Origin of the sequence: Streptomyces azureus (genome assembly GCF_001270025.1) — a bacterium.
Lineage (GTDB): Bacteria > Actinomycetota > Actinomycetes > Streptomycetales > Streptomycetaceae > Streptomyces > Streptomyces azureus.
This window is the reverse complement of sequence record NZ_DF968245.1, coordinates 1-17974: the sequence shown is the minus strand read 5'-3', so window position 1 is coordinate 17974 and position 17974 is coordinate 1. Positions and strand designations below refer to the sequence as shown.

The following is a 17974-nucleotide window of genomic DNA, read 5'->3' as shown; positions in this document are numbered from 1 at the left end:
CTCAGGCGGCGCGGGCGCCGCGGGTGCCGGGGTCCCGTTGTGTTTCGCGTGCCAGTCGTTGCTCCAGTGCGGTCAGGCGCGGCCTCCGGGCTCGTTCCGCGGGCGGATCGTCGTACGCCGAGAGGCCGGGGGCGGTGTCGTCCAGCGGATGCAGCATGCCGGAGGCGGCCAGGCTGTTCCACACGGCGCGTAGGTACGGGTACGGGATGAACGTGTCTTGCGACCTCATGGTCGTTCCCCTCTTCCGGTGCCGGGCCCGGGGGCCGCTGTCGGCGGGTGTGGCGGCCACCGTGCGCCGCCGCGGTCGAGGCGGTGCCGGGCGACGGCGGAGCGCGGCTCGTGCGTCGAGCGCCCGAGCCGGTGTCCCCTCAAGGGAGCGGGCCGCCTCGAGGACGGCTCATCGGCGCCGACGGCACACCGCGCGGCCCTGCCGCGCCGGCGCGTTCGAGCGGAACCCGAGCCGCCCCCGGCCGGGTCCCGAGCGGTTCCGGACAGCATCGGCACCACGGCCGTCGGGCAGCCGGCGCCCGGCAGAGACCACCGCGGGCCGCAGCGGACTGCGGCACCTGGCGTGCCGGCCCGGCGACGCCGCCCGTCACGGGAGCCGCTTCGGACGACAAGGGGTGTGAGGATGCCGGATTCGCGAATGCACCGCGCGGTGTGTGAGGTGACCGCATCGACCCCGGCCGGCGTGCTGTACGGGCTGATCGCCGATGCCTCCCACTGGCCGCTGTTCTTCCAGCCCTGCCTCCACGTGGAGCAGCTGAGCTTCGACGGCAGCCATGAGCGGCTGCGCATGTGGGCCGCCGCGGGCGAGGAGATCGCCTCCTGGGTCTCCAGCCGTCGGCTGGACGTCGGACGGCACCGCGTGGAGTTCCGCCAGGACGTCACCGCCGCCCCGGTGGAGTCGATGCGCGGCGTCTGGACGGTCACCTCGCTCGGCGACCGCTGCAAGGTGACCCTGGAACACGCCTTCACCGTCGCCGGCGACGACCCGGCGGACGTGGCGCGGCTGGAGCGGATCATCCACGCCAACAGCCGTGCCCAACTGGTCCGGCTGGCCTGGCTCGCCGAGCGGTGGGACCGGCTGGACGCCCTGGTGCTGTCCTTCGAGGACACCGTCCGCCTCAAGGCACCCCCCGAACTCGTCTTCGACTTCCTCTACCGGGCCGACGACTGGCCCGACCGGCTGCCGCACGTGCACAGCATGCACCTGGTGGAGGACAGCCCCGGCGTCCAGGTCATGACCATGGGCAGCGCCACCAGCGACGGCACGGCCCACGACACCGAGTCGGTGCGCATGTGCTTCCCCGGCGCCGGCCGGATCGTCTACAAGCAGACCCGCACCGCCCCGCTGCTGGCCGCGCACACCGGCGAGTGGTCCGTCGACCCCGACGCCTCCGGCCTGGACGTCACCGCCCGGCACACCGTGCTGCTGCGCGAGGACGCCATCGAGCAGGTTCTGGGGTCCGGCGCCACGATCGAGGACGCCCGCCGCCATCTGCGCGAGGAACTGGGCCGGGCCTCCCGGGTCGTCCTCGACCGCGCCGCGCACCACGCCACCAGCGCGGTACGGGTCCTGTGACCGCCGCCCGGCAGACGGTGGCCGAAGCCGTACCGGCGCAAGCCGCCCACGGCACGGGCGGTGAACCGGAGCAGGCCGCCTTCCTGGAGGCGGCGCTGGGCGACCCCTTCGACCCCGGCAACCCGCACGGACAACTGGCGCTGCTGCGCGCCGACGACGCCCGCGCGGTGCCCGAGGCCACCGAGGCACTGCTCGCCGAGGCCGACCTCGGCGCCGAGTTCGTCCCGCACGACCTGGGCGGCCGCCTCACCGACCTGGAGCGGCTCGCCCGGGTGCTGCGCCCCGTCTTCCGCCGCGACCTGGCCCTCGGCTACGGCTTCGGCATCACCTCGCTGTTCGCCGCGTCGTCGGTGTGGACCGCGGGCGACGACGACCAGCGACGCGCCGTCGCCCGGGTACTGCTGGACGGCGGCCGGGTCTCGATCGTGCACCGGCAGGTCGCGCACGCCAACGCCATCCTGCGCAACGAACTGGCCGCCACCCGCACCCCGGACGGCGGCTTCGTGCTCAACGGCCGCAAGGACGCCGTCATCAACGCCGACCGCACCGATGTGTTCGTCACCTACGCGCGCACCGACGCCCAGGACGGCCCCGGCAGCCACTCCGTACTGCTGCTCGGTCCCGAACCGCCCGCCTCGGGACGGGTGCGCCGGTCCAGCCGCGTGGAGACCTCCGGGATGCGCGGCGCCCGCTTCTGCGGCATCGAACTCACCGACGTCGCCCTGCCCGCCTCGGCCGTCGTCGGCTCGGTGGGCGAAGGCGTCTCCCTGGCCCTGCGCAGCTTCCAGATCAGCCACTGCCTGGTGCCCGGCACGGTCGTCGCCGGCGTGGACGGCGTCCTGCGGCAGGCCGTGCGCGCGGCCACCGAGAACCGGCCCGACGGACAGCCCGCGCGGCGCCGGCACAAGGCGCTCACCGGGGTCTTCGCCGACCTGCTCGCCTGCGACGCCATGGCCGTGACCGGCCTGCGCGCCCTCAGCCTGGTGCCGCGGGACGCGTATGTGCTGGCGGCGGCTGTGAAGTACACGATGCCGGACCTGCTGCGGGAGGACCTGGACGAGATGGCCGCCGTGCTCGGCGCCCGCGGGTACGACCGCGGGCCCCACTACGGCGGCTTCCAGAAACTCGCCCGCGACCTGCCCGTGGCGGGCCTCGGGCACTCCGGTACGGCCGTGTGCCAGGCGGTGATCGTGCCCCAGCTGTCCACGCTGGCCCGCACCGCCTGGTTCCGCAGCGCGGAGCCGCCCGCGGAGCTGTTCAGCCCCGGTGCGCCGCTGCCCGCCTTCGACCACCGCCGGCTCGCCCACTCCGGCACCGACGACCTGCTGTCGGCGACGCTCGTCGCGGCCGCCGAACGGCTGGACGCCACGTGTGGGCGCGATCCGCTGCACACCGCGCTCGCCCGGCTCGCGCGGACCTTCGTCGACGAGCTGCGGGTGCTGCGCGCCCGGTGCGCGGCGCTGCCCGGCCCGGACGGCGCCGCCTTCGACCCGCAGGCCTGCGTCCTGGCCGACCGCTACGCCCTCGTGCTGGCCGCCGCCGCGTGCCTGGGCGTGTGGGAGGGCCGGGCCGCCGGCGGCGACGGTTTCCTCGCCGGCCCGGCCTGGGCGGTGGTCGCGCTCGGCCGTCTGGCCAGGAGACTCGGCGCCCAGGTGCCGGACGTACCCGCCGAGGCGGAGGCTTCGGTGCTGGCCGAGGTGCTGGAGCGGTGCCGTAAGGGGCGCAGCTTCGACCTGTACGCGACGCGGCTGGCCGGCTGAGGCCCGCGCGGTGTGCTGTCGCACTCCGCCCTCCGCACCCGCCTGTTGCACCCAGCCGCCGCACCGGGCACGCCCGCCCGACGCCTCGCCCGCGGGCGCGCCCTGGCAACGACACGAAGGGAGAGGACGATGAACCCGGTCAAATGTGCCCTGCCCCTTCATGTGCCGCGACCGGCCGGTCCCTGGCACGGGGTTCGGGAGCACCTGGCGCAGCTCGGCAACGCGGTGGTGTACACGACGTGGACCGAGTGGCTGCCCAGCGTGCTGACCGAGCCCCGCCTGCGGGAGCTGCTGGGGGCCGACTGGAACCGCTACCGCCGTACACCCGACGCCGCCGTACGTCACCGGTTCGCCGCCGCGCGGCTGCTGATCAAGTACACGGCCGCCGCGGCCCTGAACACTCCGCCCGAGTACCTCGACCTGGGCTACCGGCTGGGCGGCCGGCCTTATCTGCGCGGCTTCGACCAGATCGAGGTGAGCCTGACCCACACCGGCGACGTGATGGCCGTGGGGCTCAGCCGTACCGGACGGATCGGGGTGGACGTGGAGTTCGCCGACCGGTTCGTACGACTGGACCTGCTGCAGGCCCGCATCCTGACGCCCACCGAGGCCGACGAGGTCGCCGGGCTGCCCGAGGACGAGCGGGCCGCGCACCTGCTGCGGCTGTGGACGCTGAAGGAGGCCTACAGCAAGGCACTCGGCCAGGGACTGCGGCTCAGCTTCAAGGAGTTCGGCTTCAGTCGCGGAGGCCGGTTGCAGGCCCCCGACGGAAGTGCCGCCACGCGCGGCGAGTGGGGGTTCGCCACGCACTCGGTGCTGGACCGCTATCTGCTCAGCGTGGCCTGTCACGACGCCGGGCTCAGCACGGCGGGTGACATGTCCGTGCAGACCATGCTCGACAAGGGATTCCTGTCCGCGATGACCCAGGGCACGCCGGACCCGCCCCTCTGAGGCGAACCGGCGGCAGCGGGACTTCTCCGCCGGTTCTGCGGTGGATGTGAAGCCGCGTCAGGGCGATGTCAGGCCGATGGCGGGGCCCTCCTGAACGATGTGCCCGGGAGCAGCGCGTCCGTCGGGCGGGCGCCCCCCGGGACCGCGGTGAGCTGCGGCCCGTCCGGCAGCAGGCGAGCGGACGCGACAGGAGGCGCCGATGACGAGGCCGAGCCGCCCACGTCACCGGCGGGGGCCCGACCGCCGAGCGGCCGGCAGCACCTCCGGGCGTGCGCAGCAGCGGCCGACCGTACCGGTGACGTGGCAGCAGTACGACGTACTGCTCGACTCCCTGGCGCACCGGCACACCGGCCGGCACATCGAGCAGGTGACGTGGGACTGGCGCGGCCCGCTGGACACCGAACGCTTCACCTGCGCCTGGCAGTCCGTCATGGACCGGGAAGCGGTGCTGCGGACCGCCGTCGACTGGCAGCCCGATCCCCGCGTCCTGCCGCCCGGCCCCCACATCGTGCTGCACGATCACGCGCGCGCCGACGTCGTACGCCACCGCGCGGGAAGCGTCGACTGGGACGACCTGCTCGAACGCGACCGGCTGCGCGGCTTCGACCTGCGCCGCCCGGCCCCGCTGCGCCTGACCCTCCTCGACCTGCCCGACGGCGCCCCCCGTCCGGACGGACCGCTCGCCGCACCGGCCACGCGGGTGCTGCTCACCTTCCATCACGCGCTGCTGGACGCCTGGAGCGCGTTCGTACTGATGGACGAGTTCGGTCGTGCCTACCTGGCCGGCGGCGTGCTGCCCGGCGGGGAGCGCAGGCCCGACATCCGGGACCGGGCCCGCTGGCTGGAACGCCAGGACCCGGCAGCGGCCCGGGACTTCTTCACCCGCGCATTACCGCCGGGGCGCCCCGTGCTGCTGCCCACCCTGCCCGGCCCCGAGACGCGGCAGAGTGGCTGTGGCCGGGCCGAGGCCCGTCTGAGCGCCGCCGAGACCGGACAGCTGCACCGCTGGGCCGGCACCCGGGCGGTGTCCGACTCCAGCGTGCTGCACGCGGTGTGGGCACTGCTGCTGTACCGGGCGGCCGGGACCGGCGGGCCGACGACGGTCGGCTTCGGCATCACCGCCTCGGGGCGTGGCATCGCCCTGGACGCCGTCGAACGGCTGGTGGGGCCGATGCGCACCTGCCTGCCCATGGCCGTCGAGGTCGATCCCGCCCACCGGCTGGAGCACCTGCTGGCCACGCTGCGCGACCGGGCGCTGGACATGGCCGCCTACGAATGGACCTCCGCCGGGCAGGTGCAGCAGTGGACCGGTAGCAGGACCGGCAGGCTGCTGGACAGCCTGGTGTCCGTCGAGGCGGTCCCGCGCCCGCCGGCCGATCTGCGGGCCGGACTGTCGGCCGCCGGCATCCACTTCGAGCGGCAGCGGGCCAGCGGCGCGCACACCGTCTTCCCCGTCGCCCTGCTCGCCCATCACCTCGCCGACGGCTCGCTGGCCCTGGCCGCCCTGTACGACCGGGCCCGGCTCTCCGACGCCGACGCGGCCCTGCTCGTGACCCACTGCACCCGCCTGCTGCGCCATCTGCCCGACACCGAGCAGAGCGCCACCGTCGCCGACGCGCTAGCCGTCCTGGGCACGGACCGGACACCGCACATGGCTGCGGGGCGGCGTCGCGAACGGCTCGCCGAATGGCTCCGGCCGCATTCCACGGGCGGACCGCCCACCGTCGAGGGAACCGCGAGAGAACGTTGACACCCTGGGGTGATCGACGCGAAGGAGGTGCCCATGTACGACGGCGAGATGGGAATCCTGGAGGCCGGCGCGGCCGAATTCGGGCCGGCGCCGGTGATCTGCGCGCCGCCACTGCGGCTGGCCGGTGCGGACGACGACGACGAGGACACGATCGTCCGCGGCATCGACTGACCCTTCGGGGGACACGGGCCGCCTCCCTCCTGACCCTCTCGGCCCTCGGCCCCCTCCGCACTCTCGACGTTCCCGGTCGAAGTTCACGATCGACGTTCCCGAGAACAGGACGAAAGACGATGTCTCTGCCCGAGCAGCGCCCGGCCACCGTGACGGTGTCCGCCTCCCTGGAGGCGTTCCTCACCGACACACAGCACGTCGCCGCCCTCACCACGATCCGGCCCGATGGGTCACCGCACGTGGCGCCGGTGCGGTTCACGTGGGACGCGTCCAGTGGTCTCGCGCGGGTGATGACGGTCGCCTCCTCCCGCAAGGCCCGCAATCTGCTGGCCGCGCCCGGCGGCCGGGTGGCCCTGTGCCAGGTGGACGGTTTCGCCTGGGCCACGCTGGAAGGCACCGGCACCGTCGTGCGCGACCCGGAGCGGGTGGCGCAGGGGGCGAAGCTGTACGCCCGGCGGTACTGGTCCACGCCGCCCAACCCGCCCGGCCGGGTGGTCATCGAGATCGCCGTGGACCGGGTGCTCAGCCTCAACACGTGAGCGGCTGCGGCTCCCGCCCCGTACCGGGTGGGAGCCGCAGCGCCGGCAGGACCTGGGCAGCCCGGGCAACCGCTGACACCGTCAACGCCCTTGGCCCGCCTGCCCGGTCCTCACGCCGCCGGTGCGGGGGAGCCGTCCGCCCACAGCAGCCGGAAGGCCAGCTCCGACAGCCGCCAGCCCCGGCCGGTGCGGCGGGCCTCGCCCGTGACGAACGTACCGGTGGCGAACAGCGGGTTCAGCTCGCCCAGCGGGGGAGTGTGCCGCGCGTGGTGCACATGCGTGGAGATCAGGTTGGCGCGCAGCGTGGCCCGGTCGCCGTCCAGCACCACCACCGGGGCGGAACCCAGGTGCTGCGTGGTCGCGAACGCCGACAGCGCCCTGCTGTGGTACTCGGCCATGCCGGCGCGTCCCTGGTGCCGGCTCATCGGGAAGGCGACGACCGCGTCCTCGGTGAACAGGCCGTCCGCCCAGGCGTCGTCGAGCCTTTCGTCGGTGTCGTCGAGCGAGACGAGGTAGCGGTTCAGCAGCGCCGCGACCGAGGCGCGGGACTCCGCCGGGGACTCCGCCGAATTGGTTGCAGATTCATCAATGCTGCGGGTGTAGGTCATACCTGATAATTCCATCCTCCGTCCCCTGCCGGGCAACCTTCCTGACAAAGATCTGACATTCCCGAGGTTTCTCTGGCATTCATTGTCGAAGTCCTGTACCAAACGCTATTTACGGCCGTCCGCAGCCCTCGTAATACTGGCCGAACACCAGTGGGAAGAGGGTCAAATGAACGACTTCGACGCTGACGTCATCGTGGTGGGAGCCGGTCCCACCGGACTTATGCTCGCAGGTGAATTGAGACTCAATGGAGTCTCGGTCACCGTGCTCGACAAACTGAGCGAGCCCATGCGGCAGTCCAGGGCTCTGGGATTTTCGGCACGTACCATCGAGGAATTCGCCCAGCGGGGCCTCATGGCCCGCTTCGGTGAGGTCGGCGTCATTCCCGTCGGCCACTTCGGTGGCGTGGGCCTGGACTACCAGGTGATCGAGGGAGGCTCGTTCGGCGCCCGCGGCATCCCGCAGGCCCGCACCGAGGCCGTCCTCGGCGGCTGGGCGCAGGAGCTCGGCGCCGAGGTGCGCCGCGGGGCCGAGGTCACCGGCCTGGACACGGCCGAGGACGCGGTGACCGTCGCCGCCCGCACCGCGGACGGCGACATCCGGCTGCGCGCCCGCTACGTCGTGGGCTGCGACGGCGCCCGCAGCACCGTGCGCACCCTCGCGGGAATCGACTTCCCCGGCACCGCACCGACCATCGAGCTGCGCTTCGCGGACGTGGCCGGCATCCAGCTGCGCCCGCGCTTCAGCGGCGAGCGGGTGCCGGACGGCATGGTCATGGTGATGCCGCTCGGCCCGGACCGCAGCCGCGTCATCTACTTCGACCGCACCGAGCCGCTGCGCACCAGCCCGGACCCGATCACCTTCGAGGAGGTCGCCGCGACCTTCGAGCGGCTGTCCGGCGAGGACATCAGCGGCGCCACCCCGCTGTGGGTCAGCTCCACCACCGACGTCAGCCGGCAGGCCGTCGCCTACCGCAAGGACCGTGTCCTGCTGGCCGGCGACGCCGCCCACATCCACCTGCCGATCGGGGCGCAGGGCATGAGCGCGGGCGTCCAGGACGCCGTCAACCTGGGCTGGAAGCTGGCGCTGGAGGTCAAGGGCCAGGCCCCCGAGGGCCTGCTCGACACCTACCACAGCGAGCGGCACCCGGTCGGCGCCCGCATCCTGACCAACACCCTGGCCCAGCGCACCCTCTACCTCGGCGGCGACGAGATCGCCCCGCTGCGCGAGGTGTTCGGCGAGCTCGTGGAGAACCACGAGTCCGTACGGCGCCTGCTGGCGGGCATGGTCACCGGCCTGGACATCCGCCACGACGTCGGCGAGGGCGACCACCCGCTGCTCGGCCGGCGCCTGCCGGAGCGCGAGCTGATCGTCGGCGACGAGAAGATCTCCAGCTTCACGCTCCAGCACACCGGCCGCCCGGTGCTGCTCGAACTCGGCGGCGACCACGGGCTGCGCGCGGCGGCCGCGGGCTGGGCCGACAGGGTCGACCTGGTGGCCGCCGACTTCGACTGCGAGGCGCCCGTCGACGGCATCCTCGTCCGCCCCGACGGCTACGTCGCCTGGGTCGCGCCCACCGGGGCCGGCGCCGACGGCCTGGTCACCGCCCTCACGCGCTGGTTCGGCCCCACCGCCTGAACCCGTTCAGCCGGCACTCGTCCGTACCGTCACAGGAAGCGAAGGAAACCCATGCCCACCGTCTCCGTCGAGGACAACCACCTCACCGTTCTCAACCTGTTCACCACCGACGCGCCCGAGAAGCAGGACTCGCTCATCCAGGAGATGACGAAGATCGTCAACGCGGCGACGTACGAGGGCTGGATGTCCAGCACCGTGCACGCCGGCGTCGACAGCCCCGGCACCGCCAACTTCATCCAGTGGCGCAGCGGCGAGGACCTCGAGAAGCGCTACCAGGGCGAGGAGTTCAAGCACCGCACCCTGCCGGTCTTCGGCGAGATCACCACCTCCATCCGGCTGCTGCAGAACGAGATCGCCTACACCCTGACCCCCGACGGCCCGGGCAGCGAGGTGACGATCTGCCCCAACCGCGGCAACTACACCGTCATCGCCGTCCACAAGGTCGCGCAGGGCGACCAGGACGAGCTGATCGACGCCCTCGGCCCCGGTCAGGCGGGCATCGTCGACGCCCCCGGCTTCCGCGGGCACATCGTCCTCAAGGGCCTGCGCGCCCGCGGCCTGGAGGGCTCCTTCGTCGTCTCCTACTCGCAGTGGGAGAGCAAGGAGGCCTACGACGCCCACCGGGACCTGCCGGAGGAGAAGTGGCCGGAGGGCCGCAGCAAGGCCCACGCCCGCATCACCGCGGTCACCACCGAGGTCGACGTCAACACCTACCAGGTCGTCCTCACCCGCGCCGCCGGCGACGAGTGAACCGGCGTGCCGCCCGCGGCACGCCCCGCAGTTCCCCCGACGCCCGGTCCTTTCGCGGGGCCGGGCGTCCGCCGCACCCGACCGGCCGCCCGTGAGCGCGGCTCAGGCCGGCCTCAGGCGCTGTGCGGGCCGGGCCCTACCGCCGGGCCGCACCGTCGACACAGAGGGGGCCGCCCCCGGCCGGCCACCCGGCCGCCCCGCCCGCTACGCGAAATCTCCCATGCAACCGCCGAGGAGCTGAACCCCTATGCACAGCACGCTGATTGTCGCCCGGATGGCCGAGGCCTCGAGCAACGACGTGGCGCGGCTGTTCGCCGACTTCGACGCGACCGACATGCCCCACCGCATGGGAACGCGGCGCCGCCAGCTGTTCTCCTACCGGGGCCTGTACTTCCACCTCCAGGACTTCGACGAGGACAACGGCGGCGAGCTGATCGAGGCCGCCAAGACCGACCCGCGCTTCATCGGGATCAGCGAGGACCTCAAGCCCTTCATCGAGGCCTACGACCCGAAGACCTGGCGCTCGCCGGCCGACGCCATGGCCACCCGGTTCTACACCTGGGAGGCGTCCGCGTGAACCGGCGACGCGTTGTCATCACCGGGATCGAGGTCATCGCCCCCGGCGGTGTCGGCCGGGACAGGTTCTGGGACCTGCTGAGCAACGGCCGTACCGCCACCCGGGGCATCACGTTCTTCGACCCCGCCCCGTTCCGCTCGAGGGTGGCCGCCGAGGCCGACTTCGACCCCTACGAGCACGGCCTGACGCCCCAGGAGGTGCGCCGGCTGGACCGGGCCGCCCAGTTCGCGGTCGTCGCCTCGCGCGGCGCCGTCGCCGACAGCGGCATCGAACTGGGCGCCGTCGACCCGCACCGCATCGGGGTCACCGTGGGCAGCGCGGTCGGGGCGACGATGGGCCTGGACGAGGAGTACCGCGTCGTCAGCGACGGCGGCCGCCTCGACGTCGTGGACCATACCTACGCCGTCCCGCACCTGTACGGGCACATGGTGCCCAGCTCGTTCGCCGCCGAGGTCGCCTGGGCGGTCGGCGCCGAGGGCCCGAGCACCGTGGTCTCCACCGGCTGCACCTCCGGCATCGACTCCGTCGGCTACGCCGTGGAACTGGTCCGCGAGGGCTCGGCGGACGTGGTGATCGCAGGCTCCTCCGACGCGCCGATCTCGCCGATCACCATGGCCTGCTTCGACGCGATCAAGGCGACCACCCCCCGCCACGACGAACCGCAGTGTGCCTCCCGCCCCTTCGACGCCACCCGCAACGGGTTCGTCCTCGGGGAGGGCGCCGCCTTCTTCGTCCTGGAGGAACTGGAGAGCGCCCGCAGGCGCGGCGCGCACATCTACGCCGAGATCGCCGGGTACGCCACCCGCTCCAACGCCTACCACATGACGGGCCTCAGGCCCGACGGCGTGGAGATGGCCGAGGCGATCGAACGGGCCATGGACGAGGCCCGGCTGAACCCGGAGTCGATCGACTACATCAACGCCCACGGCTCCGGCACCAAGCAGAACGACCGGCACGAGACCGCCGCGTTCAAGCGGAGCCTGGGCGAGCACGCCTACCGCACCCCGGTCAGCTCCATCAAGTCGATGGTCGGGCACTCCCTCGGCGCGATCGGCTCCATCGAGGTCGCCGCGTCCGCGCTGGCCATACAGCACGACGTGGTCCCGCCCACCGCCAATCTGCACACCCCCGACCCGGAGTGCGACCTCGACTACGTGCCCGTCGTCGCCCGTGACCAGCTCGTCGACACCGTCCTGACGGTCGGCAGCGGGTTCGGCGGCTTCCAGAGCGCCATGGTGCTCGCCGGCCCGGAAAGGAACCTCGTATGACCGCCTCGGTGGTGGTGACCGGTCTGGGTGTCGCGGCACCCAACGGCCTGGGCACGCAGGACTACTGGTCGGCGACGCTGAGCGGCAAGCACGGCATCGGCCGCATCACCCGCTTCGACCCGTCCACCTACCCGGCCCGGCTGGCCGGCGAGGTCCCCGGCTTCGTCGCCGAGGACCACCTGGGAAGCCGGCTGCTGCCGCAGACCGACCGGGTCACCCGGCTGGCGCTGGTCGCCGCCGACTGGGCCCTGAAGGATGCCGGCGCCGACCCCCGGGAACTGCCGGAGTTCGGCATGGGCGTCATCACGGCGTCCGCCGCCGGCGGCTTCGAGTTCGGCCAGGGCGAGCTGCAGAACCTGTGGAGCCGCGGCAGCCAGTACGTCTCCGCCTACCAGTCCTTCGCCTGGTTCTACGCCGTCAACAGCGGCCAGATCTCCATCCGCAACGGCATGAAGGGCCCCTCCGGGGTCGTCGTCAGCGAGGGCGCGGGCGGCCTGGACGCCGTCGCGCTGGCCCGCCGGCAGATCCGCAAGGGCACCGCCCTGATCGTCACCGGCGCGCTCGACGCCTCGATCTGCCCCTGGGGCTGGGTCGCCCAGCTGACCACCGGCAAGCTGTCCACCAGCGACGAACCGGCCCGCGCCTACCTGCCCTTCGACCGGGACGCACGCGGATATGTGCCCGGCGAGGGCGGCGCCATCCTCATCGCCGAGGACGCCGAGGCGGCCCGGGCCCGTGGCGCCCGCGTCTACGGCGAGATCGCCGGCTACGGCGCCACGATCGACCCGCGCCCGGGCAGCGGACGCGAGCCGGGCCTGCGCAAGGCCGTCGAGGTCGCCCTCGCCGACGCCGGGGCGGACGCCGCCGACGTCGACGTGGTCTTCGCCGACGGCGCCGGCGACCCGGCCGGCGACCTCGTCGAGGCACAGGCGATCAGTGCCGTCTTCGGGGACCGCGGGGTGCCGGTGACGGTGCCGAAGACCATGACCGGACGCCTGTACTCGGGCGCCGCTCCGCTGGACCTCGCTGCGGCCTTCCTGTCGATCCGCGACGGGGTCATCCCCCCGACCGTGCACACCGAGCCGTGCCCGGACTACCCGCTCGACCTGGTCCTCACCGAACCCCGCCCGGCTCCCGTGCGCACCGCGCTCGTCCTGGCCCGCGGCAGCGGCGGTTTCAACTCCGCGATGGTCGTGCGCGCCGCCGTCTAGCACGCCCCGTCACCGCACACCCCGAACCACAGACGAAAGGACCCACCATGTCCACCAAGCTGTTCACCCTGGAGGACCTCAAGCGCACCCTGCGGGAGGCCGCAGGGGTGGCCGAAGGCGTCGACCTGGACGGCGACATCCTCGACACCGAGTTCGAGGTGATCGGCTACGAGTCGCTCGCGCTGCTGGAGGCCGGGGGCCTCATCGAGCGCGAGTACGGCATCTCCCTGGACGAGGAGGCCGTCAGCGAAGCCAACACGCCGCGCTCCTTCATCGACGTCGTCAACGCGCAGCTCGCGCCGGCCCAGGCCGCCTGAAGGGGAACCCCGACATGACCGACAACAGCACCGCAAGGGTCGCCCTCGTCACCGGTGCCACCAGCGGCATCGGCCTGGCGTCGGCCCGCCTGCTGGCCTCCGCCGGCCACCGCGTCTTCATCGGCGCGCGCAACGCCGACAACGTCGCCGCCACCGTCAAGGATCTCCAGGCCGAGGGCCTGGAGGTGGACGGCACGGTCGTCGACGTGCGTGACACCGCCTCCGTCGACGCCTTCGTGCAGGCCGCCGTCGACCGCTTCGGCACCATCGACGTGCTGGTCAACAACGCGGGCCGGTCCGGCGGCGGCGTGACCGCCGACCTCACCGACGAGCTGTGGGAGGACGTGGTGGAGACCAACCTCACCAGCGTCTTCCGGGTGACCCGAGCGGTCCTCAACACCGGCGGCATGCGGCACAAGGACCGCGGCCGCATCATCAACATCGCCTCCACGGCCGGCAAGCAGGGCGTCGTCCTCGGCGCGCCCTACTCGGCCTCCAAGCACGGCGTCGTCGGCTTCACCAAGGCCCTCGGCAACGAGCTGGCCCCCACCGGCATCACCGTCAACGCGGTCTGCCCCGGCTATGTCGAGACCCCGATGGCCCAGCGCGTGCGCCAGGGCTACGCGAACGCCTACGACACCTCCGAGGACGCCATCCTCGAGAAATTCCAGGCCAAGATCCCGCTCGGCCGCTACTCCACGCCCGAGGAGGTCGCGGGCCTCGTCGGCTACCTGGCCTCCGACACCGCCGCCTCCATCACCTCGCAGGCGCTCAACGTCTGCGGCGGTCTGGGCAACTTCTGACCTCTGCCCCACCGACACCATCCGAGGAGAACCTCATGACGACGCGTGAGGTCGAGCACGAGATCACCATCGACGCCCCGGCCGCCGCGGTCTACGAGCTGCTCGCGGACGTGACCAACTGGCCGCGGATCTTCCCGCCCACCATCCACGTCGACCGGCTCGAGGAGCAGGGCGACGAGGAGCGCATCCGGATCTGGGCCACCGCCAACGGCCAGCCCAAGAACTGGACATCGCGCCGGACCCTGGACGCCGGCGGGCTGACCATCACCTTCCGCCAGGAGATCCCGGCGCCACCCGTCAAGCACATGGGCGGCACCTGGATCATCGAGCCGCTCGGCGAGGCCGCCTCCCGGGTGCGGCTGCTGCACGACTACAGCGCCATCGGCGACGACCCGCACGACCTGCTGTGGATCGAGCGGGCCGTGGACAAGAACAGCACCTCCGAGCTGGCGGCGCTCAAGGAGAACGTCGAGCGCGTGCACGCCGCCGACACCGAGGAGCTGACCTTCTCCTTCACCGACACCGTGCAGATCGACGGCAGCGCCAAGGACGTCTTCGACTTCATCAACGAGGCCGACCAGTGGGCCGAGCGGCTGCCGCACGTGGCCGTCGTACGCCTCACCGAGGACACGCCGGGCCTGCAGGAGCTGGAGATGGACACCCGCGCCAAGGACGGCTCGGTGCACACCACCAAGTCGTACCGCGTCGTCTTCCCGCACCACAAGATCGCCTACAAGCAGGTCACGCTGCCCGCGCTGATGACCCTGCACACCGGTGAGTGGACGTTCGTCGAGACCGAGGACGGCACCAGCGCCTCCTCCCAGCACACGGTCACCATCAACACCGACAACATCGCCCGCATCCTCGGCGCCGACGCCACCGTCGCCGACGCCCGCGCGTACGTGCACACGGCGCTGTCCACCAACAGCAGCGCCACGCTCTCCCACGCCAAGGCCTACGCCGAGCAGAAGAAGGCCTGACCGTGGCAGCGGACCGCCTTACGGCCGACGCGGTCGTCGTCGGGGCCGGTCCCGTCGGGCTGATGCTCGCCGGTGAACTGGCCCGCGCCGGCGTCGACGTGGTCCTCCTGGAGAAACGGCACGCCCCCAACCACGAGTCACGGGCCTCCACCCTGCACGCGCGCACCATGGAGATCCTCGACAGCCGGGGGCTGCTGCCCGACTTCGCAACCCCGCCCGACGAGCCCCGCGGCCACTTCGGGGGCGTCCCCCTCGACCTCACCCTGCCCAGCACCCACCCGGGGCAGTGGAAGGTGCAGCAGACCAAGACCGAGGCGGTCCTGGAGGAATGGGCGCTGTCGCTGGGCGCCGAGCTGAAGTGCCGGCACGAACTCGTCGCCGTCGGCGAAGTGGGGGAGTGGGTCGAGGCCGAGGCCGTCGGCCGGGACGGCGTGCTGCGCCTGCGCTGCCGCTACCTGGTGGCCTGCGACGGCGAGAACAGCACCGTGCGCCGCCTGCTCGGCGCCGGCTTCCCCGGCCAGGACGCCGGCCGTGAACTGCTGCGCGCCGACGTCGACGGCATCGAGGTGCCCAACCGGCGCTTCGAGCGCCTGGAACAGGGCCTGGCCATCGCCGCGCGCCGCCCCGACGGCGTGACCCGGGTGATGGTGCACGAGTTCGGCTCGACCGCACGCAAGCGCACCGCCGACGCCTCGTTCGAAGAGATCGTCACCGTCTGGAAGCGGGTCACCGGTGAGGACATCAGCGGCGGGACACCGCTGTGGGTCAACGCCTTCGGCGACGCCTCCCGCCAGCTCACCCACTACCGGCACGGCCGGATCCTGTTCGCGGGCGACGCCGCCCACCAGCAGATGCCGATCGGCGGGCAGGCCCTCAACCTCGGCATCCAGGACGCCTTCAACCTCGGCTGGAAGCTGGCCCTGCACCTGAGCGGCAAGGCCGGCGACGAACTGCTGGACACCTACCACACCGAGCGGCACGCGGTCGGCCGGCGGGTGCTGGCCAACATCCGGGCCCAGGCCCAGATGCTGCTCGGCGACCGCGCCGTGGAGCCCCTGCGCACGGTGCTCGGCGAGCTGATCGCCCAGGAGGACGTACGGGCCCACCTCGCGGGCATGATCAGCGGCCTGGACGTGCGCTACGACGTCGGCGGCCCCGCGCACCCGCTGCTCGGCGCCCGGATGCCGCACACCGTGCTGCGCACCGGCCCGCGCCGGCTGCACCCCGCCCAGCTGCTGCGCACCGGCAGAGGCGTCCTGCTGGACCTGCGCGGCGGTGACTCGGCCGAGTCACCCGACGGCTGGACGGACCGGGTGAGCGCGGTGGCGGTCCTCCCGGAGGACCCCGGGCCCCTGCACGGTGCCGACCGTGTGCTGCTGCGCCCGGACGGCCATGTCGCCTGGGCGGGCGGGGGCTTGCGCGAGGAGGGGCTGCGGGCAGCCCTGAGCCGCTGGTTCGGCCCGCCCGCAAGCCGGTAGGCCGCACCGGCCCCTCCCCCCACCGCAAGCGCCAAGGACGATTCTGAAGAAAGGGAACACCATGGAAGGGACAGCGGTGGACACCGATGTCGTCGTCGTGGGCGCGGGGCCGACCGGCCTGATGCTCGCCGGGGAACTTGCCCTCGGCGGAGCACGCGTCGTCGTGGTCGAGAAGCTGACCGAGCCCACCATGCAGTCGCGTGGCCTGGGCTTCACCGCCCGCACGATGGAGTCGTTCGACCAGCGTGGACTGCTGCCCCTGTGGGGCGGCCTGGAGACCATGCCGGTCGGGCACTTCGGAGGCGTGCAGTTCGACTACTCCGTACTCCCGGACTCCCACTTCGGCGCCCGCGGCGTGCTGCAGTGGAAGACCGAGGAGGTCCTGGAGAAGTGGGCCACCGGACTCGGCGCGGACATCCGGCGGGGCTGGGAGTTCACCGAGCTGGCCGACGGCTTCCTGGACGGCGACGCCGTCGAGATCGCCCTGGACACCCCCGAGGGCCCGCAGCGGCTGCGCGCCTCGTACCTGGTGGGCTGCGACGGCTCGCGCAGCCGTATCCGCAAGGCGGCCGGCTTCGACTTCCCCGGCATCCCGGCCAGCCGCAAGATGTACGTCGCCGACGTCGTCGGCTGCGAACTGCGCCCGCGCTACCTCGGTGAGCGGCTGCCCAGGGGCATGGTCATGGTCGGTCCGCTGGGTGACGGCGTGAACCGGCTCATCGCCTGCCCGCACGGCACCCCGGCCAGCGACCGTGACACGACCGTCCCGTTCGAGGAGGTCGCCGACGCCTGGGAGCACATCACCGGGGAGGACATCCACCACGGCGGCGCGAAGTGGGTCAGCTCCTTCACCGACGCCACCCGCCAGACCTCCGAGTACCGGCGCGGCCGGGTCTTCCTGGCCGGCGACGCCGCCCACATCCACCTCCCGGCCGGCGGGCAGGGGCTGAGCACCGGTGTGCAGGACGCGGTCAACCTCGGCTGGAAGCTGGCCCTGGTCACCCGCGGGGCGGCACCCGACGCGCTGCTCGACAGCTACCACGCCGAACGGCACCCGGTGGGCCGGCGGCTGCTGATGAACACCCGCGCCCAGGGCACCATCTTCCTCGGCGGCGAGCAGGCGGACCCGCTGCGCGAGCTGTTCGCCGAACTGGTGCAGTACGACGACGTCAAGAAGCACCTCGCGGGCATCGTCAGCCACCTCGACATCCGCTACGACCTCGGGGCGGAAGAGGCCGACGGCCATCCGCTCGTGGGCCGCAGGATGCCGCCGCGGACGCTGGCGGGCGAGGGCGGCGAGACCCGGATCGCCGAACTGCTGCACGCCGGGCGCGGGGTGCTGCTGGACCTGGCCGACGACGCCGCGGTACGGGATGCGGCGGCCGGCTGGCAGGGCCGGGTGGACGTGGCGACCGTGACCGCCGCGGACGCCGCCGGCGCGGAGGCGCTGGCCGGAGCGACGGCCGTCCTGGTCCGCCCCGACGGCTACGTGGCCTGGGCCGGCACCTCGGCGGCCGCCGGCCTCACCCCCGCCCTGGAACGCTGGTTCGGCACCCCGTCCCGCTGACCCACACCCCTTCCGGCCGACCG

The 17974-nt window shown here is 72.9% G+C and carries 18 protein-coding genes; 16 read left to right on the top strand and 2 right to left on the bottom strand.

Annotation, left to right across the window (positions count from 1 at the left end):
* Nucleotide 1: 1 nt before the first annotated feature.
* The gene (locus AOQ53_RS12855) at nucleotides 2-229 is read right to left on the bottom strand and encodes a hypothetical protein (RefSeq protein ID WP_059417164.1); all 228 of its coding nucleotides are present in this window, start codon (nucleotides 227-229) and stop codon (nucleotides 2-4) included.
* A 402-nt stretch (nucleotides 230-631) separates the two neighbouring features.
* On the opposite strand from AOQ53_RS12855, the gene AOQ53_RS12850 reads away from it, so the two are divergent.
* The 6 genes from AOQ53_RS12850 to AOQ53_RS12830 all read left to right on the top strand — a co-directional run bounded on the left by AOQ53_RS12850 (nucleotide 632) and on the right by AOQ53_RS12830 (nucleotide 6756).
* Nucleotides 632-1585, top strand: coding sequence for an aromatase/cyclase (locus AOQ53_RS12850; protein ID WP_059417163.1), 954 nt, complete (start codon nucleotides 632-634; stop codon nucleotides 1583-1585).
* Nucleotides 1582-3345: an acyl-CoA dehydrogenase family protein gene (locus tag AOQ53_RS12845; RefSeq protein WP_174523277.1), complete on the top strand. Its 1764-nt coding sequence runs from the start codon at nucleotides 1582-1584 to the stop codon at nucleotides 3343-3345. Before AOQ53_RS12850 ends, AOQ53_RS12845 begins: the two co-directional genes overlap by 4 nt.
* Nucleotides 3346-3474: 129 nt before the next feature.
* A complete protein-coding gene (locus AOQ53_RS12840; RefSeq protein ID WP_059417162.1) occupies nucleotides 3475-4296 on the top strand; it encodes a 4'-phosphopantetheinyl transferase family protein in 822 nt (273 codons plus the stop codon).
* Between the two features lie 199 nt (nucleotides 4297-4495).
* On the top strand, nucleotides 4496-6046 hold the full coding sequence (locus AOQ53_RS12835) for a condensation domain-containing protein (RefSeq protein ID WP_059417161.1): 1551 nt from the start codon (nucleotides 4496-4498) through the stop codon (nucleotides 6044-6046).
* Nucleotides 6047-6079: 33 nt separating this feature from the next.
* Nucleotides 6080-6217, top strand: coding sequence for a hypothetical protein (locus AOQ53_RS44605; protein ID WP_167745713.1), 138 nt, complete (start codon nucleotides 6080-6082; stop codon nucleotides 6215-6217).
* A gap of 119 nt (nucleotides 6218-6336) precedes the next feature.
* Nucleotides 6337-6756 (top strand): pyridoxamine 5'-phosphate oxidase family protein, encoded by a 420-nt coding sequence (locus tag AOQ53_RS12830; RefSeq protein ID WP_059417160.1) that lies wholly within the window; start codon nucleotides 6337-6339, stop codon nucleotides 6754-6756.
* A gap of 110 nt (nucleotides 6757-6866) precedes the next feature.
* Here the strand turns inward: AOQ53_RS12830 and AOQ53_RS12825 are convergent, their stop codons facing one another.
* On the bottom strand, nucleotides 6867-7364 hold the full coding sequence (locus tag AOQ53_RS12825; protein WP_059417159.1) for a nuclear transport factor 2 family protein: 498 nt from the start codon (nucleotides 7362-7364) through the stop codon (nucleotides 6867-6869).
* Between the two features lie 166 nt (nucleotides 7365-7530).
* Between AOQ53_RS12825 and AOQ53_RS12820 the strand changes: the two genes are divergently transcribed.
* The 10 genes from AOQ53_RS12820 to AOQ53_RS12775 all read left to right on the top strand — a co-directional run bounded on the left by AOQ53_RS12820 (nucleotide 7531) and on the right by AOQ53_RS12775 (nucleotide 17951).
* On the top strand, nucleotides 7531-9000 hold the full coding sequence (locus AOQ53_RS12820; protein WP_059417158.1) for an FAD-dependent monooxygenase: 1470 nt from the start codon (nucleotides 7531-7533) through the stop codon (nucleotides 8998-9000).
* Between the two features lie 51 nt (nucleotides 9001-9051).
* Nucleotides 9052-9750 (top strand): antibiotic biosynthesis monooxygenase family protein, encoded by a 699-nt coding sequence (locus AOQ53_RS12815; protein ID WP_059417157.1) that lies wholly within the window; start codon nucleotides 9052-9054, stop codon nucleotides 9748-9750.
* A gap of 247 nt (nucleotides 9751-9997) precedes the next feature.
* Nucleotides 9998-10327, top strand: coding sequence for a TcmI family type II polyketide cyclase (locus AOQ53_RS12810; protein ID WP_059417156.1), 330 nt, complete (start codon nucleotides 9998-10000; stop codon nucleotides 10325-10327).
* Complete coding sequence (locus AOQ53_RS12805; protein WP_059417155.1) at nucleotides 10324-11595, top strand: beta-ketoacyl-[acyl-carrier-protein] synthase family protein; 1272 nt, start codon at nucleotides 10324-10326, stop codon at nucleotides 11593-11595. Before AOQ53_RS12810 ends, AOQ53_RS12805 begins: the two co-directional genes overlap by 4 nt.
* Nucleotides 11592-12806: a ketosynthase chain-length factor gene (locus AOQ53_RS12800; protein ID WP_059417154.1), complete on the top strand. Its 1215-nt coding sequence runs from the start codon at nucleotides 11592-11594 to the stop codon at nucleotides 12804-12806. Before AOQ53_RS12805 ends, AOQ53_RS12800 begins: the two co-directional genes overlap by 4 nt.
* A 47-nt stretch (nucleotides 12807-12853) precedes the next feature.
* Nucleotides 12854-13123 carry an acyl carrier protein gene (locus tag AOQ53_RS12795; protein ID WP_059417153.1) on the top strand — a complete coding sequence of 90 codons (270 nt, stop codon included), beginning with the start codon at nucleotides 12854-12856 and terminating at the stop codon, nucleotides 13121-13123.
* Nucleotides 13124-13137: 14 nt separating this feature from the next.
* Complete coding sequence (gene fabG, locus AOQ53_RS12790) at nucleotides 13138-13926, top strand: 3-oxoacyl-ACP reductase FabG (protein WP_059417152.1); 789 nt, start codon at nucleotides 13138-13140, stop codon at nucleotides 13924-13926.
* 35 nt (nucleotides 13927-13961) lie between these two features.
* A complete protein-coding gene (locus tag AOQ53_RS12785) occupies nucleotides 13962-14906 on the top strand; it encodes an aromatase/cyclase (protein ID WP_059417151.1) in 945 nt (314 codons plus the stop codon).
* Between the two features lie 2 nt (nucleotides 14907-14908).
* The gene (locus AOQ53_RS12780; protein ID WP_078945284.1) at nucleotides 14909-16384 is read left to right on the top strand and encodes an FAD-dependent oxidoreductase; all 1476 of its coding nucleotides are present in this window, start codon (nucleotides 14909-14911) and stop codon (nucleotides 16382-16384) included.
* Between the two features lie 61 nt (nucleotides 16385-16445).
* Nucleotides 16446-17951 carry an FAD-dependent monooxygenase gene (locus tag AOQ53_RS12775; RefSeq protein ID WP_059417150.1) on the top strand — a complete coding sequence of 502 codons (1506 nt, stop codon included), beginning with the start codon at nucleotides 16446-16448 and terminating at the stop codon, nucleotides 17949-17951.
* Nucleotides 17952-17974 lie beyond the last annotated feature (23 nt).

Excerpts from the sequence above, each read along its gene's own strand:
- AOQ53_RS12855 (WP_059417164.1), bottom strand. The coding sequence starts at position 229 with ATGAGGTCGCAAGACACGTTCATCCCGTACCCGTACCTACGCGCCGTG.
- AOQ53_RS12850 (WP_059417163.1), top strand. The coding sequence starts at position 632 with ATGCCGGATTCGCGAATGCACCGCGCGGTGTGTGAGGTGACCGCATCG.
- AOQ53_RS12840 (WP_059417162.1), top strand. The coding sequence starts at position 3,475 with ATGAACCCGGTCAAATGTGCCCTGCCCCTTCATGTGCCGCGACCGGCC.
- AOQ53_RS12835 (WP_059417161.1), top strand. The coding sequence starts at position 4,496 with ATGACGAGGCCGAGCCGCCCACGTCACCGGCGGGGGCCCGACCGCCGA.
- AOQ53_RS44605 (WP_167745713.1), top strand. The coding sequence starts at position 6,080 with ATGTACGACGGCGAGATGGGAATCCTGGAGGCCGGCGCGGCCGAATTC.
- AOQ53_RS12830 (WP_059417160.1), top strand. The coding sequence starts at position 6,337 with ATGTCTCTGCCCGAGCAGCGCCCGGCCACCGTGACGGTGTCCGCCTCC.
- AOQ53_RS12825 (WP_059417159.1), bottom strand. The coding sequence starts at position 7,364 with ATGACCTACACCCGCAGCATTGATGAATCTGCAACCAATTCGGCGGAG.
- AOQ53_RS12820 (WP_059417158.1), top strand. The coding sequence starts at position 7,531 with ATGAACGACTTCGACGCTGACGTCATCGTGGTGGGAGCCGGTCCCACC.
- AOQ53_RS12815 (WP_059417157.1), top strand. The coding sequence starts at position 9,052 with ATGCCCACCGTCTCCGTCGAGGACAACCACCTCACCGTTCTCAACCTG.
- AOQ53_RS12810 (WP_059417156.1), top strand. The coding sequence starts at position 9,998 with ATGCACAGCACGCTGATTGTCGCCCGGATGGCCGAGGCCTCGAGCAAC.
- AOQ53_RS12800 (WP_059417154.1), top strand. The coding sequence starts at position 11,592 with ATGACCGCCTCGGTGGTGGTGACCGGTCTGGGTGTCGCGGCACCCAAC.
- AOQ53_RS12795 (WP_059417153.1), top strand. The coding sequence starts at position 12,854 with ATGTCCACCAAGCTGTTCACCCTGGAGGACCTCAAGCGCACCCTGCGG.
- fabG (WP_059417152.1), top strand. The coding sequence starts at position 13,138 with ATGACCGACAACAGCACCGCAAGGGTCGCCCTCGTCACCGGTGCCACC.
- AOQ53_RS12785 (WP_059417151.1), top strand. The coding sequence starts at position 13,962 with ATGACGACGCGTGAGGTCGAGCACGAGATCACCATCGACGCCCCGGCC.
- AOQ53_RS12775 (WP_059417150.1), top strand. The coding sequence starts at position 16,446 with ATGGAAGGGACAGCGGTGGACACCGATGTCGTCGTCGTGGGCGCGGGG.